14 protein-coding genes are annotated in these 14,361 nt (G+C 72.3%); 6 read left to right on the forward strand and 8 right to left on the reverse strand.

What is annotated here, in order from left to right; genetic code table 11:
- Positions 1 to 18 precede the first annotated feature (18 nt).
- The 4 genes from CCS38_RS26440 to CCS38_RS26455 all read right to left on the reverse strand — a co-directional run bounded on the left by CCS38_RS26440 (position 19) and on the right by CCS38_RS26455 (position 3,660).
- Positions 19 to 165, reverse strand: a complete 147-nt coding sequence (locus CCS38_RS26440; RefSeq protein WP_223735828.1) for a hypothetical protein — start codon at positions 163 to 165, stop codon at positions 19 to 21.
- An 89-nt stretch (positions 166 to 254) separates the two neighbouring features.
- On the reverse strand, positions 255 to 1,136 hold the full coding sequence (locus CCS38_RS26445; RefSeq protein WP_223735829.1) for an SDR family oxidoreductase: 882 nt from the start codon (positions 1,134 to 1,136) through the stop codon (positions 255 to 257).
- Positions 1,133 to 2,125 (reverse strand): alpha/beta fold hydrolase, encoded by a 993-nt coding sequence (locus tag CCS38_RS26450; RefSeq protein ID WP_223735830.1) that lies wholly within the window; start codon positions 2,123 to 2,125, stop codon positions 1,133 to 1,135. The genes CCS38_RS26445 and CCS38_RS26450 overlap by 4 nt, the downstream gene beginning before the upstream one ends.
- Positions 2,122 to 3,660, reverse strand: a complete 1,539-nt coding sequence (locus CCS38_RS26455; protein ID WP_223735831.1) for a flavin-containing monooxygenase — start codon at positions 3,658 to 3,660, stop codon at positions 2,122 to 2,124. The genes CCS38_RS26450 and CCS38_RS26455 overlap by 4 nt, the downstream gene beginning before the upstream one ends.
- Positions 3,661 to 3,878: 218 nt before the next feature.
- On the opposite strand from CCS38_RS26455, the gene CCS38_RS26460 reads away from it, so the two are divergent.
- Entirely contained in the window at positions 3,879 to 4,655 is a 777-nt protein-coding gene (locus CCS38_RS26460; RefSeq protein WP_223735860.1) for a MerR family transcriptional regulator, read from the forward strand.
- Between the two features lie 56 nt (positions 4,656 to 4,711).
- Here CCS38_RS26460 and CCS38_RS26465 read toward each other — a convergent pair whose 3' ends face one another.
- Positions 4,712 to 5,599 (reverse strand): ricin-type beta-trefoil lectin domain protein, encoded by an 888-nt coding sequence (locus tag CCS38_RS26465; protein WP_223735832.1) that lies wholly within the window; start codon positions 5,597 to 5,599, stop codon positions 4,712 to 4,714.
- Between the two features lie 212 nt (positions 5,600 to 5,811).
- Positions 5,812 to 6,609 (reverse strand): exodeoxyribonuclease III, encoded by a 798-nt coding sequence (locus tag CCS38_RS26470; protein ID WP_223735833.1) that lies wholly within the window; start codon positions 6,607 to 6,609, stop codon positions 5,812 to 5,814.
- A 67-nt stretch (positions 6,610 to 6,676) separates the two neighbouring features.
- Here CCS38_RS26470 and CCS38_RS26475 point away from each other — a divergent pair, with 67 nt between their 5' ends.
- The 4 genes from CCS38_RS26475 (at position 6,677) to CCS38_RS26490 (ending at position 9,605) form a co-directional block, all read left to right on the forward strand.
- Positions 6,677 to 7,159: a GNAT family N-acetyltransferase gene (locus tag CCS38_RS26475; protein ID WP_223735834.1), complete on the forward strand. Its 483-nt coding sequence runs from the start codon at positions 6,677 to 6,679 to the stop codon at positions 7,157 to 7,159.
- A 118-nt stretch (positions 7,160 to 7,277) separates the two neighbouring features.
- Entirely contained in the window at positions 7,278 to 8,207 is a 930-nt protein-coding gene (locus tag CCS38_RS26480; protein ID WP_223735835.1) for an ABC transporter ATP-binding protein, read from the forward strand.
- Positions 8,204 to 9,169 carry an ABC-2 membrane transporter-related protein gene (locus tag CCS38_RS26485; RefSeq protein WP_223735836.1) on the forward strand — a complete coding sequence of 322 codons (966 nt, stop codon included), beginning with the start codon at positions 8,204 to 8,206 and terminating at the stop codon, positions 9,167 to 9,169. Before CCS38_RS26480 ends, CCS38_RS26485 begins: the two co-directional genes overlap by 4 nt.
- A gap of 49 nt (positions 9,170 to 9,218) precedes the next feature.
- The gene (locus CCS38_RS26490) at positions 9,219 to 9,605 is read left to right on the forward strand and encodes a GntR family transcriptional regulator (protein ID WP_223735837.1); all 387 of its coding nucleotides are present in this window, start codon (positions 9,219 to 9,221) and stop codon (positions 9,603 to 9,605) included.
- A gap of 74 nt (positions 9,606 to 9,679) precedes the next feature.
- Here CCS38_RS26490 and CCS38_RS26495 read toward each other — a convergent pair whose 3' ends face one another.
- A complete protein-coding gene (locus CCS38_RS26495; RefSeq protein WP_223735838.1) occupies positions 9,680 to 10,696 on the reverse strand; it encodes a helix-turn-helix transcriptional regulator in 1,017 nt (338 codons plus the stop codon).
- Between the two features lie 17 nt (positions 10,697 to 10,713).
- Here CCS38_RS26495 and CCS38_RS26500 point away from each other — a divergent pair, with 17 nt between their 5' ends.
- Complete coding sequence (locus CCS38_RS26500; RefSeq protein ID WP_223735839.1) at positions 10,714 to 11,154, forward strand: hypothetical protein; 441 nt, start codon at positions 10,714 to 10,716, stop codon at positions 11,152 to 11,154.
- Here CCS38_RS26500 and CCS38_RS26505 read toward each other — a convergent pair.
- Entirely contained in the window at positions 11,151 to 14,198 is a 3,048-nt protein-coding gene (locus tag CCS38_RS26505) for an alpha-mannosidase (protein WP_223735840.1), read from the reverse strand. The two genes, CCS38_RS26500 and CCS38_RS26505, sit on opposite strands and share 4 nt — an antisense overlap.
- Positions 14,199 to 14,361 lie beyond the last annotated feature (163 nt).

Below are 14,361 nucleotides of genomic sequence, written 5' to 3' on the forward strand. Positions count from 1 at the left end.
ACGTATGCGAAGGCCGGTTCAGGCGTCCAGACCCTCCTCGGAGGTCTTGCGCGGGCGGGACGCCGCCTCTTGGGTGCGCTCCGGCACGTCCTCGTCACCGGTCATTTGCCGCGCCCGCTCGTCGAGCTCCCGCTGCTTCGCCCGGAACTGGTCTATGAGGCCCATGACGTGTACTCCCGTGGGGGTGACGACAGAACGTACACCAGTGTGACATAAACCCACAGAAGCATCATTTCGGACAGGTGACGCGTTGGTTACCGCTGCGACCGCGCGCTCTCGTCCGCCGCGCCGCCGGCGCCCACCAGCCCGACCTTCATGCCGTCCAGCCGGTCACCGAAGCGCTTCATCTCGCGCTGCCCCACCGACCCGATGATCGCAGGCAGATAGCCGCGGATGGACTGCATTCCGCGCAGCCACCACTGCCCGTACACATGCGCGGAGCGGCGCTCGATGCCGGCCACGATCCGGTCGACGGCGGGGCTCAGCGGATACGTCTTGTTCGACGGCCAGGGCAGCCGCTGGCGCAGCTCGCGCATCACGTCGTCCTGGTCGGCGCCGCGCACCATGTCGGTGTCGGTCCAGCTCAGATAGCCCACGCCGACCTTCACGCCCTTGTACCCGACCTCGGCGCGCAGGCTGTGCGCGAACGCCTCGACGCCCGACTTGGACGCGCAGTACGCGGTCATCATCGGCGCCGGGGTGATCGCGGCGAGCGAGGCGATCTGCAGGAAGTACCCGCGGGACTCCATCAGTACGGGCAGGAAGGCGCGCCCGGTGACCGCGCCGCCGATGAGGTTGACCTCGATGACGCGCTTCCAGGCGACCGGGTCGGAGTCGACGAACGGGCCGCCGGTGGCGACGCCCGCGTTGGCGACCACCACGTCCACCTTGCCGAAGCGGGCCTTCACCTCCTGCGCGACCTGGGCGAGCGCCTCGTGGTCGGTGACGTCGGCGTGCCAGTGGGCGGCCTCGCCGTGCAAGGAAGCGGCGACCTTCTTCAGCTCGTCCGGCTCCAGGCCGACCAGCGCGAGGGTGGCGCCGCGGGCCGACAGCTTGCGGGCCAGCAGCTCGCCGACGCCCCGGGCCGCACCGGTGACGACGACGACCTGGCCCTCCAGGGTCCTGCGTCCACTCATGCCGTCTTCTCCTTCGCTTCCCTGGCGCGCCGCGCCTTCGTCTTCTGCTGCGGGGCGAGCACGGCCGGCTCGGGGGCGGCCGCGGTCAGGTGGTCCCGGACCAGCTCCCGGATCCTGCCGGCGACCACGTCCGGCGCCTCGATGGGCGTCATGTGGCCCAGCCCCGGCAGTTCGGTGAGGCCGAGGCAGTTGGGCAGTACGGAGGCCAGCCGGCGGGCGAGCACGATCGGGGTGAGCCTGTCTGCGGTGCCCTGCAGTATCGCGGTGGGCACGGCCAGGCGGGCCACCTCGCCGGTCAACTCCAGGCTCGCGAGGACCTTGCCCCACTGGGCGCGTACCCCGACCGGGCAGGAATGCACGATGCGGGCGCACGCCTCGATCTGTTCGGGCGTCGCGTGCGGACCCATCGTGGCGTACTTCAGGACGCGCTTGCCGGGCGGCGTGACGGGGCCCAGCGGGGCGCGCGAGCCGAGGACGGCGCGGTGCGCGAAGCGGCGCGCGCCGGGCGAGCGCAGCGGTATCACCCGGGACTCCGCCGCGAGGTCGGCGGCGCCGGTGCTGCACAGCAGTACCGCGGCGGCGCGCTCGCGCATCCCCGGGCGGCGGGCCGCGGCCATCGCGGTCATGCCGCCCATGGAGTGCCCGGCCAGTACGGCTCTCTCGCCCGGCTCCAGCGCGGTGGCCAGTACGGCTTCGAGGTCGTCGGCCAGCACCTCGGTGCTGTAGCCGCCGGGGCCGGCCGCCGGGCTGCGGCCGTGGCCGCGCTGGTCGTAGACGACGACCTTGTGGTCGGTGGCCAGCTCCCGTACGACCGGGGCCCAGAAGGCGGTGGAACAGGTCCAGCCGTGCGCGAGGACGACGGCGGGCGCGTCCTCGGGGCCGTGGATCTCGGTGTGCAGCCGGGAGCCGTCGGCCGAGGTGACGGTCAGCTCGCGGCGGGCGGTCGGCGGGGCGTAGCGCCCGCTGGTGACGTGCGGCGGGCGGCTCATGCGACGGCCTCCACGGTCTTGTCCGCCTCGGCGTCCCCGGTCGCCGTGCCCGGCTGTGGCCGCAGCACCTCGTACTCGGCGAGGTCGACCTGCCGGGTGACCTTGCGGAACTCGGCGGTGGTGCCGGGCCAGACGGTCGTGTTGCGGCCGTTGGCGTCCAGGTACCAGCTGTCGCAGCCGCCGGTCTTCCACACGGTCCGCTCCATCCGCTTCTGGATGCCCGCCGACCAGGCGTGCACCGCGGAGGGGCGGGCGTCCAGGGCGATCCGGTCGCCGAGGAGGTCGAGCTGGCGCAGGTAGTCGATCATGTAGTTCAGCTGGGCCTCGATGATGAGGATCATCGAGCTGTTCCCGAGCCCGGTGTTGGGCCCGATGATCGTGAGGAAGTTGGGGAAGCCGGCCGCGCTGCTGCCGCGCAGCGCCTCCATGCCGTCCTTCCACTCCTCGGCCAGCGTGGTGCCGTGCGCGCCGGTCACCCGCTCGGCGATGGGCATGTCGGTGACGTGGAAGCCGGTGCCGAAGATGATCGCGTCGACCTCGGTCTCGGTGCCGTCCGTGGCGACCAGGGTGTTGCCGCGCACCTCCTTCAGACCGGAGGCGACGACGTCCACATTGGGCTTGGCGAGCGCCGGGTAGTAGCTGTTGGACAGCAGGATGCGCTTGCAGCCGATGGTGTAGTCGGGGGTGAGCTTGGCGCGCAGCGCGGGATCCTTGACCGCCCGGTGCATATGCGCCTTGGCCAGCGCCTGGACCATGCCCAGCTCCTTGGGCCGCTTGGTGAACGCGGAGACCTGGAGCTCGCGGATGCCCCACAGGAGCTGGCGGCGGAGCGCCCGGGTGGCGGGCACCTTGGTGTGCAGCCAGTGCTCGGCGCGGGTGATCTTCCGGTCCGCGCGCGGCATGACCCACGGGGGCGTCCGCTGGAAGACGGTCAGCCTGTCCACGGTCGGCTGGATCGCGGGCACGATCTGGATCGCCGAGGCGCCCGTGCCGATCATCGCGACGCGCTTGCCGCGCAGGTCGTAGTCGTGGTCCCAGCGGGCCGAGTGGAAGACCTTGCCCTCGAAGCCGTCGAGGCCCGGGACGTCGGGTATCTGCGGGTCGGAGAGCGGCCCGGTCGCCGAGACGAGCATGTCGGCGGTGAGCGTCCCCTGCGCCGTCTCGATCTCCCAGTACAGCTCGTCGGTGTTCCAGCGCGCGCTGCGCACCTCCGCGTTGAAGCGGATGTGCGGGCGCAGCCCGAAGGTGTCGGTGACCTTCTCCAGGTACGCCCGGATGTGCGGCTGCCCGGAGAAGTTCCGCGGCCACTCGGGGTTGGGCGCGAAGGAGAAGGAGTACAGGTGAGAGGGGACGTCGCAGGCGCATCCCGGATAGCTGTTGTCGCGCCAGGTGCCGCCCACCGAGTCGGCCCGTTCCAGGACGACGAAGTCGGTGATTCCCTGGCGGCGCAGCCGGACGGCGGCCCCCAGGCCACCGAATCCCGATCCGATCACCGCCACCCGTACGTGTTCGTGCTCGCGCTCGCGCTCGGCCATGCCGCGCCTCCTGTGTCCGTCCCTGACCCGCTCCGAACCGCGCCAGTAATCACTGGCACAGTCGGAGAGTAGGCGAGGTACGTACTGAGCGGTAGGGGTTGGACGGGAGGAAGTTACCGGCGGTTGCACCTCGCAGCGCCTCCGGACCCTCGGCATAGGCTGAAGCCGTGGAAGCGAAGACAGGCACCAAGGACGGCCCGAAGGAACGCGAGTTCCGCATGACCGAGCTGGCCAAGGAGGCCGGCATCACGGTGCGTACGCTGCGCTTCTACCGCGAGCGCAAGCTCATCCCGCCACCCCGCCGCGAGGGCCGCATCGCCTGGTACAACGAGCACCACCTGGCCCGGCTCCGGACCATCGCGGGCCTGCTGGAGCGCGGTCACAACCTCGGCGGCATCGCACAGCTGCTCACCGCCTTCGAGAGCGGCCGGGACGTCGGCGAGCTGCTGGGGCTGGACAGCGGCTCGCTGGTGGCCCCCTTCTCGGAGGAGACACCGGTCCGGCTCACCCCCGAGGAGCTGGCCGACCACTTCAAGGACCATGTGACGGTCGACAACCTCGCCAAGTCCCTGGACATCGGCTATCTCGCCGTGGACGGCGACGAGTTCGTGCACATCAGCCGCCGGCTGCTGGACGCCTCCACCGACCTGGTCGCCGAGGGCGTGCCGCTCGCCGCCGTACTGGACGCCGGGCGCCAGGTGCGCGCGCACGCCGACGCGCTGGCCGAGCTGTTCATCACGGTCATCCGCACCCACGTCCTGCAGGACGTACTGGCGCGCGCGGCGGCCGGCGGCACGCTCGGCCCCGAGGAGCTCACCAGGATCGCGGGGACCATCGACAAGCTCCGCCCGCTCTCCAAGAGCATCGTCGACGCCGAGCTGTCCATGGCCATGGACCGCCGCATCGGCACGGAACTGTCCTCCTGGGCGGGCGGCACGGGGGCGGACGAGACGGCGACGGGCGAGACGGCGGCGGGCGGCCCGGAAGCGGACTGAGCCCGCTCCCGGCGGCCTGCGCGCGCCGGGAACGGGCTCCTCGCACTACTTACCGGCTACGCGCCCGCCGGCTTCGCCACGTGCGGCTGGGTCCCCGCGGGCTTCGCCTCCTCGGGCTTGGCCGCCTCCGGCTGAGCCGCCGCCTCGTGGTGGCCGGGCTGCTGCTTGGCCGCGTCGTGGTGGCCGGGCTCCGGCTTGGCGGCCGCCGGCTTCCCGTGGTCCGGCTTCGCGGCCTCGTGGTGACCGGACGCGGGCTTCGTCGCGTCCTGCTTCGTCGCGTCCTGCTTCGCCGGCTCCGGCTTGGCAGCGTCGTGGTGGCCAGGCTCCGGCTTCGCCGGCTCCTGCTTACCGTTCTGCGGCTGCTGCACCGGGTCCTGCTGCTGCGCGGCCGCCGCCTGCCGGACCTCGGTCAGCTTCCAGATCTGCCGCGGGTCCTTGAGGGAGCACGGCTTCAGGGCGACGCGGTCGCCCTTCTTCCGGTCGAGGATCTCGGTGACGCAGTCCTGCTGGGGCGCACCGCGCAGCTGTCCCCGACTGGGGTCCGTGCCGGGTCTGCGGATCTGGTAACCGGCGCCGTGCTTCGTGAACGTCCAGTCCGTCATCTGCTTCACCGAGCAGGACGGGAACATCAGCTTCCGTGCGGGGTTGATGCCGAGGCAGCCCTTCTTCGCGTCGCTGCGCAGCTGGAACCGCTCGGCGTGCGGCTTCAGCCCGAACACGTCGGTCGCGCCCTGGCTGCCGCAGGTGATGAGCGACAGATCCAGCATTCCCTTGGCCGCACGGGGCGCCAGGCAGCGGCCGTCGGCAGCGCTGGCGATGCGGAAGTCCCCCTTCCCCGGGGCGGCGGGCCGGCCGCCGGGGTCACCCATGGCGGTCCCCGCCTGGGCGAGCAGCAGCGCCGCTCCGGCCACCGCGCCGGACACAGCCTTGATCCTGTACCGCATGTTGCGTTTCCTCTCCTGGCTTGCCGCACGACCGGAACGACCGCGCGGCGTCAATGTCGACAAAACGCAACAAAGCATGAAACCAGGAGATATGCCGACTAACACGCATGAACGAGTGAAAGAAACGTCGCGCTGGAGTCCCCGACTCGGACACGCGAGTGAACGGCACCGGGGACGCCCGGGGCTCACCACCCCGGGCATCCCGGACCGGCTCAGAGGTCGTACACCACCGTCACCGGAGCATGGTCGGACCACCGCTGGTCGTAGGTCGCGGCGCGTTCCACGAATGCCTTCAGTGCGCGGTCCGCGAGGGCCGGGGTGGCCATCTGGTAGTCGATGCGCCAGCCCGCGTCGTTGCCGAACGCCTTGCCGCGGTAGGACCACCAGGAGTACGGGCCCGCGACGTCCGGGTGGAGGGCGCGGACGACGTCCCGGTAGCCCGCCTCGTCCAGGACGCGGGTGAGCCAGGCGCGCTCCTCGGGGAGGAAGCCGGCCTTCTTCTGGTTGGCCTTCCAGTTCTTGAGGTCGGCCTCTTGGTGGGCGATGTTCCAGTCGCCGCAGACCACGACCTCGCGGCCGTTCGCCGCCGCCTTGCCCTTCAGCTCCACCAGGTACGGCAGGAACTCCGCCATGAAGCGTTCCTTCTCGTCCTGCCGGTCCGTGCCGACCTCGCCGGAGGGCAGGTAGAGGCTGGCGACCGTGACGCCCGGGAGGTCGGCCTCGACGTAGCGGCCGCTGGTGTCGAACTCCGCCGACCCGAAGCCCACCCGCACCTCGTCCGGCTCCCGGCGCGTGAGCAGCGCCACGCCGGCCCGCCCCTTGGCCGCGGCCGGCGCGTACGTGGCGAACCAGCCCTCGGGCGCCCGCACCCCCGCCGGGAGCTGGTCGAGCTCGGCACGTACTTCCTGCAGGCAGATCACGTCCGCGGCGGTCTCCGCCAGCCACGGCACGAAGCCCTTCTTCGAGGCGGCCCGCAGGCCATTGACGTTTACTGAGGTCACGGTGAGCATCCGGGCACGATACCGACTCACGGAACGCGCTCGCCCCACGCGGTCGGACGCCCGTACGATTCCATGAATGGAGATTTCGCCCGTTGTCCGCCCCGTGCGGTACGACCACCCCGACGCCGTGAAGCTCGATGAGCTGGTGCAGCAGGAGTACGTGCTGCGGTACGGCGACCCCGACGTCACCCCGCTCGATCCGGAGATGTTCGCGCCGCCGAACGGGATCTACCTGCTCGCGTACGAGGACGGCCGCCCGCTGGCGACCGGCGGCTGGCGCCGGCAGGACGCCAACGACGAGGGGTACTCGGACGGCGACGCCGAGATCAAGCGGATGTTCGTGACGGCCGAGGCGCGCGGGCGCGGGCTGGCGCGCCGGATCCTGGCCGCGCTGGAGGACGACGCGCGCGCCGCCGGGCGGACGCGGATGGTGCTGGAGACCGGGATCAAGCAGCCGGAGGCGCTGGAGCTGTACGCGTCCAGCGGCTACCGGCCGGTGCCGAAGTTCGGGCACTACCGGGAGTACGACGACAGCCGCTGCTTCGGCAAGCTGCTGTAACGCCGGTTCGCCGAGGGCCACCGAGCCTCGCCCCCGCGTTCTCGATCTTTGTTGACATCCTCCCGGGCACCCTCCCATACTCATTCCACTAATTAACTAGTGAAAGGGGGGGGCCGGGATGAGTGAAGCCATCGCGATGGAAGCCCGGGAGCTGGGCAAGAAGTACCGGCGCGGCTGGGCCCTGCGGGACCTGTCCTTCCGGCTGCCCGCCGGCCGGGTCTGCGCGCTCGTCGGGCCGAACGGCGCGGGCAAGAGCACGCTCCTCGGGGCCGCCACCCGGCTCGTCCGGCCGACCACCGGAACGCTGGAGCTGTTCGGCGTGCCCGTCACCGACCCCGCCGTGCTGTCCCGGTTCGCCTTCCTGGCGCAGGACAAGCCGCTGTACAAGCGGTTCACGGTCGCCGAGACGCTGCGCATGGGCCGCGAGCTGAACCCCCGCTGGGACCAGGCGGCGGCGGAGCGCATCGTGCGGTCCGGGGACATCGCGCCGGACGCCAGGGTCGGGACGCTGTCCGGAGGGCAGCGCACCCGGGTCGCGTTCGCGCTGGCCTTCGGAAAGCGCCCGCAGCTGCTGCTGCTCGACGAGCCGATGGCCGACCTCGACCCGCTCGCCCGGCACGAGCTGTCCGGCCTGCTGATGGCCGAGGCCGCCGAGCACGGCACGACGGTGCTCATGTCGTCCCACGTGCTCGCCGACCTGGAGGAGATGTGCGACTTCCTCCTCGTGCTGGCCGGGGGCCGGCTGCGGATGGCGGGCGACACCGACGCGCTGCTGCCCGCGCACACGCTGCTCACCGGCGCGGCGGAGAACGGCGCCCCGCCCCGGGAGCTGACCGACGGCCACACGGTCGTGGAGACCCGCGTCACGGGGCGGCAGTTCACCGCACTCGTACGGAGCGAGGGGCCCCGGGCCGAGCTGCCCGACGGCCCGTGGGAGACCGCCGTGCCCGGCCTGGAAGAGGTCCTGCTCGGCTACCTCCGCTCCCCCGACGCCCCGCCCCTGATCACGGCCGCTGCCCGGCCCTCGAACCACCTGGAGGCGGCGTGAGCGCGCTGACCGACGCCCGTACCGCCACGGCCCGCAGCGGCGGCCCGCTGCACGGCCTGACCTGGCTGGTGTGGCGCCGCAACCGCACGGCGTTCCTGCTGCTGGCCGCCGTCACGGTGGTGGTGTGCGGGTACTGCCTCTACCACCGCGCCGGCGTGCTGGAGTTCGTCGCCCAGTACGGCAACGACGACAGCCACGCCGAGAAGTTCGACCAGATCTACAAGCCGGTGTTCGACCGCATGTACGCGTTGTCGTCCCTGCCGACCCTCCTGGGCATCTTCCTCGGCGCCCCGCTGATCGCGGGCGAGCAGGAGCACGGCACCGTACGGCTGGCCACCACCCAGTCCGTCCCGCGGACCCGCTGGATCGCCGCGACCGTGGCACTGCCGCTGCTGGCCGTCCTCGTCAGCACCACGCTGATGTCCCTCGCCTTCACCGCTCTGTGGTCACCGGCGAGCCGGCTCGTGAACTACGGCGACTGGTTCGGAGGCACCGTCTTCGACATCACGGGCCCGCTGCCGGTCGCCCTGGCGCTGTTCCTGACCAGCTGCGGGATCGCCGTGGGCATGCTCGTACGCCGCGTGGTGCCCGCCATGCTGCTCACGCTCGTCGCCGCCACCGGCACGTCGTTCGCCCTGGACTATCTGCGGCCCCGCCTCGCCACCCCGCACACGGCGACCGGCCCCGCCTCCGGCGACTTCCCGGACATCCCGGCCGCCGCGATCAACTTCGACCAGTGGCTGGGCACCGCCGACGGCCGCCTCCTGGGCTGGGGCACCTGTGTCGACGCCAAGTCGGAGCCGGCGTGCCTGTCCGACCTGGGCGTCGTGCATAAGATCGTCGAGTACTTCAGCTTCGACCAGATGGCGGTCATGCAGTGGCGCGGTACGGGCGTCCTCCTTGTACCGACCGTCCTGATCGTGGCGTTCATCGTGCAATGGACCCGCCGGCGGCCGCTCTGAACACCCACCGCGCACCCTGGCGCGCACCCCGAGCGGAAAGGCGCTGATCATGGTCGAATTCCGCATCGACCGGCGCAGCGGCGTCGCCACGTACCAGCAGATCGTCCAGCAGGTGCGGCAGGCGCTGCGGCTGGGCACGCTCGTGGAGGGCGACCGGCTGCCGACCGCCGCGCAGGTCGCCGCCGCCACGAAGGTCAATCCGAACACCACGCTCAAGGCATACCGCGAGCTGGAGCGCGAGGGCCTGGTGGAGCCACGCCCGGGCCTGGGCACCTTCGTGAGCCGCACGCTCGCCCGTCCGGAGTCCGCCGGGGACGCGGTGCTCCGGGCCGAGCTGGCGGGCTGGCTGGACCGGGCCCGCGCGGAGGGCCTGGACCGCGAGGACGTGGAGGCGCTGTTCGGCGCCGTACTGGAGGAACGCTTCCCGAGGGCCTGAGGTTCCCCTGCTTGCTTGACCCTCACGTCAGGCCGCAGGCTGAGCGCGACGGACGTTCGGCGGACGGGGCCCGGCTAGCCGGCCGCGTCGTCGAGCGTGCGCAGCACCTCCGCCGTCCGGTCGTCGAGGGGGAAGAAGAGCTCGATGGCCAGTTCGGAGAGGGTGACGTCGTTGGGGGCTCCGATGACGGCCATGGTGCTGAAGAGGGCCAGCTCGCCGTGCGGGGTGCGGAAGCGGAGGGGGAGGACGGCCTCCGGGGTGCGCGGTCCGGTGGGCTCGTGGGCGAGCGTGGTCGCCGCCTCCGGAGGACCGTAGGCACGCACCTCTTCGTACAGCGCGCGCAGTTCGGGGTCCCCGGTGGCCTCGGCCTCGCGTTGCAGCCGCTCCATGAAGTGGTCACGTACTTCGGGGAGGTTGGTGCACCGGGCGGCGAGCCCTTCGGGGTGCAGTGCCATGCGGGCCACGTTGGCCGGGGGCGCGAGCAGCTCCGGGGGTACGCCGTCCAGGAGGACGCCCATGGCGCGGTTGCCGGTGACGACGTTCCAGCCGCGGTCGACGACCACCGCCGGGTACGGCAGATGGCTGGTCAGCATCATGTCCAGGGCGCCGCGCACGGACCGCAGCCCGTCGTCCTCCAGCCCGCTCTCCCGGTAGGCGGGCGCGTAACCGGCCGCCAGCAGCAGGCTGTTGCGCTCCCGCAGCGGCACGTCGAGGTGCTCGGCGAGGCGCAGCACCAGCGCGCGGCTGGGGCGGGCCCGGCCGGTCTCCACGCAGGACAGGTGCCGGGCGGAGCTGTCGGCGCGCAGGGCCAGTTCGAGCTGGCTGAGCCGGCGGCGGCGCCGCCAGTCGCGCAGCAGGGTGCCGACGCGCGGCCGGCCGTCGGACGCGGCGTCGCGGGCGAACGGTACTGCTGACGCGGCGAGTTCGGCGCTCATGACCTTGAGCCTAACGTCGCCGGTCGCGGCGTCCATGACCTCGGAGGTCATTGCCCGCGCCACCTGCCCCTTGCCACCGTTCGATGCGTACGGACCACTCCGTACGGACCACTCCGTACGGACCGCCCGTACGGGGTGCTCCGTACGCACCGTCACAGGCCAAGGAGGCCCGCATGACCACCTCGACCTCTCCCCTCTCCGCCTCGGGGCGCCGCCCCGCCCGGGACGCGTCCTGGCTGCTGCGGACGGTGCTGCGGACCGACAGCGCGAGCACGGCCGCGTTCGCCGTGCTGATGCTGGCCGCCGCCGCGCTGACCACCACCCCGCTGGGGCTGCCGCGCGGGCTTGCGGTGGTGTCCGGGTGCGGAATGGTGTGCGGCGCGGCGGCGTTCTGGCTGCTCGCCCGGCAGCCCGTACTGCCGCGCCGCCTCGTGGCCGGCGCGATCGCGCTGAACGTCGTCTGCGGCGCCGCGTTCGCCGTCCTGGCCTGCACCGACCTCGTCCCGCTGACCGGCTTCGGGCGGTTCTTCCTCGCCGCGGGGGCGGTGATCGTCGCGGTCTTCGCGGAGCTGGAGTACGTGGGCCTGCGCCGCATTCGTACGGCCACGCCCTAGTCGTGCGTCCCCCGGGCACCCCGCGACAGCCGCAGCGTCAGGATCTGGAACGGCCGCAGCGCGACAGCCACCCGCCCGCCGTCCGTCACGGCATACCGAGGCGCGTCGGCGAGCGGCCGTTCCAGCAGGTCGGTGGCGTACGCGGCGCGCACGGGAAAGCCCGCCGTGAGCGTGGCCGAGGCCCGCCCGCCGGCCGCTTCGTACAGCCGCACGACCACGTCGCCACCGCGGTCCTCGGCGAGCTTGACCGCCTCGACGACCACCGCGTCGTTGTCCACGCCGACCAGCGGCTCGACCTCCCGGGAGCCGGGCACCGTCCGCTCCGGGAGGTTGATCCAGTGCCCCTCGCGCACGGCGTCCAGCGTCCCCGCGCCGGGCGCCAGCCCGTACCGCAGCCGGTGCCGGCCCTGGTCGGTCTCCGGGTCCGGGTAGCGCGGAGCGCGCAGCAGGGAGAGCCGGACGGTCGTGGTCTGGCCGCCGTCGGCGCGTACGTCACGGGTGACGTCGTGCCCGTACGTGGAGTCGTTGACCAGCGCGGCGCCCCAGCCGGGCTCCTCGACCTGGATCCAGCGGTGCGCGCAGATCTCGAACTTGGCTGCCTCCCAAGTGGTGTTGGTGTGGGTGGGCCGGTGGACGTGCCCGAACTGGGTCTCGGCGGCGGACCGGTCGGCCTTCACGTCCAGCGGGAAGGCGGCCTTGAGGATCTTCTCCTTTTCGTGCCAGTCGACATCGGCGGTGATGTCCAGGGTGGCGGACCCCTCACGCAGCGTAACGACCTGGGTGACCGTGGAGTTCCCGAAGGCGCGACGGACCTCGACCGTGGCCGCGTCGGGCCCGTCGGCGACCAGCCGCAGCTCCGCCACCTCGGTCAGGTCGGTGACGCGGTGCCGGTAGAAGGCGTCGATGTCCCAGGCGTCCCAGAAGTTGGGCAGGTCGGGGTGGAGCTGGAGGAGGTTCGCGGCCCGCCCCGGCGCCACCGCTTCGCGCCGGGCCCGCAGGTCGTACACGGAGACCAGCAGCCCGCGCCCGTCGATCTCGGCGCGCAGCACCCCGTTGGCGAGGGTCCACCCGCCACCGGGACGCTCGGCCGCGCTGACCTCCGTGGCACGTCCGCTGACCGCGCGGCCCGCGCCGCCCGCCGGTACGCCGTGCCGGGCGTGCGGCGCCGCGTTGAAGACGATCTCGTCGCTGCCGGGCCCGGCGAGCGCCCGCTGCGCGCCGTCGACGATGTCCCGCAGCTCGGCGTGGACCCGCGCATAGGTCTCCCGGGCCTCCCGGTGCACCCAGGCGATCGACGAACCGGGCAGGATGTCGTGGAACTGGTGCAGCAGGACCGTTTTCCACAGCCGCTCCAGTTCTTCGTACGGATACGCGTACTCCGGTACGCGGACCGCGGCGGTCGCCGCCCACAGCTCCGCCTCGCGCAGCAGCGACTCGCTGAAGCGGTTGCCCTGCTTGGTCTTCGCCTGCGAGGTGTACGTGCCGCGGTGCAGCTCCAGGTACAGCTCGCCGACCCACACGGGCGCGGCGTCCGCGTACTCCTCGTGCGCCTGCTCGAAGAAGGCGGCAGGCCGCTCGATCGCGACGCGCGGCGAACCCTCCAGGTCCCTGCACCGTTCCGCGCGCGCCAGCATCTCGCGCGTCGCGCCGCCCCCTCCGTCGCCGTGCCCGAAGGGGACGAGGGACCGGCTCCCGCGGCCCTTCTCGCGGTAGTTGCGCGCCGCGTGCGCCAGCTCGCGGCCGCTCAGCTCGGAGTTGTAGGTGTCCACGGGCGGGAAGTGGGTGAAGACCCGGGTGCCGTCGATGCCCTCCCACCAGAAGGTGTGGTGCGGAAAGGCGTTGGTCTGGCTCCAGGAGATCTTCTGGGTGAGGAACCACCGCGCGCCCGCGAGCTTCACCAGCTGGGGCATGGCCGCGGTGTACCCGAAGGAGTCCGGCAGCCAGACCTCCTCGGTCTCGATCCCGAACTCCTCCAGGAAGAACCGTTTCCCGTACAGAAACTGCCGGGCCATGGCTTCCCCGCCGACCATGTTGGTGTCCGACTCCACCCACATCCCGCCGACCGGCACGAACTGCCCGGCCGCGATCTTCTCCTTCACCCGCGCGAAGACCTCGGGCCGGTGCTCCTTGATCCAGGCGAGCTGCTGCGCCTGGGACATGGCGAAGACGAACTCCGGGTGGTCGTCCATGAGCGCGGTCGTGTTGGCGCAGGTACGCGCGACCTTCCGGACGGTCTCGCGCAGCGGCCACAGCCAGGCCGAGTCGATGTGGGCGTGGCCGACGGCGCTGAGGCGGTGCGCGGAAGCGTGGGCCGGCGCGGCGAGCACGGCGGCCAGCTCGGCACGTGCGCCCTCGGCCGTACCCGGTACGTCGTCGATGTCCAGGGCGTCCAGGGCACGTTCGAGAGCGCGCAGGATCTCGTGACGGCGCGCGTCGTCCGCCGGGAGCTGTTCCATCAGCCCGCCCAGCACCTCCAGGTCCTGGATCAGCTCCCACACGGCGGGCTCGAAGACCGCCAGATCCAGGCGGTTCAGGCGGTAGAGCGGCGCGTCACCGGAGGTGAGCCGGTCGCCTTCATAGGTGGGCTGCTGGACGTTGAGTACCGGATTGGCGGCGGCCTCGACGTACAGCTCGACCTCCTCGCCGCCCGCCACCCGGTCGCCGATCCGCACCCAGTCGTTGCGCGGATGGAGCCCCTTCACCGCCGCGCCGTCCGCGCGGTACACCAGGCCCTCGCTCTGGAAGCCGGGGCTCATCCGCTCGAACCCCAGGTCCAGCACGGCCTCCACGGTGCGGCCCGTCCACTCCTCCGGCACCCGCCCGGTGAGCCGGAACCAGCTGGTGCCCCAGGCCGGGCCCCACGCGTCACCGGCCGCCGCCGGTCCGTACGGGGCGGCCAGCCCCTCCGCCACCGGCACCGGCTCGCCGGGCGCGTCCCAGCGGCCCACGGTCAGCGGCACGGACGCGCTGTACAGGGCGGGCCTGACGCGTTCTTCGAGTACGCGGCGGAGGCGGTGTTCCACGATGCTGCGGTCGTCGTGCATGCGGCTGCTCCGGTGGGTGCGTGGGAAGACCCGGCGAGTACGGCCCTGCCTCCAGCCTGCCCGGCGGAGGCGCGGAGCCATGCACGGCGCGCCCGCGGTATGCGCGCCGCGCCCGCCGCACCGAGTGGTCCACGCCATTAACCCGTGCGGCGGGATTGCGCAT

The sequence above is a fragment of the Streptomyces purpurogeneiscleroticus genome, from assembly GCF_020024005.1.
Lineage (GTDB): Bacteria > Actinomycetota > Actinomycetes > Streptomycetales > Streptomycetaceae > Streptomyces > Streptomyces purpurogeneiscleroticus.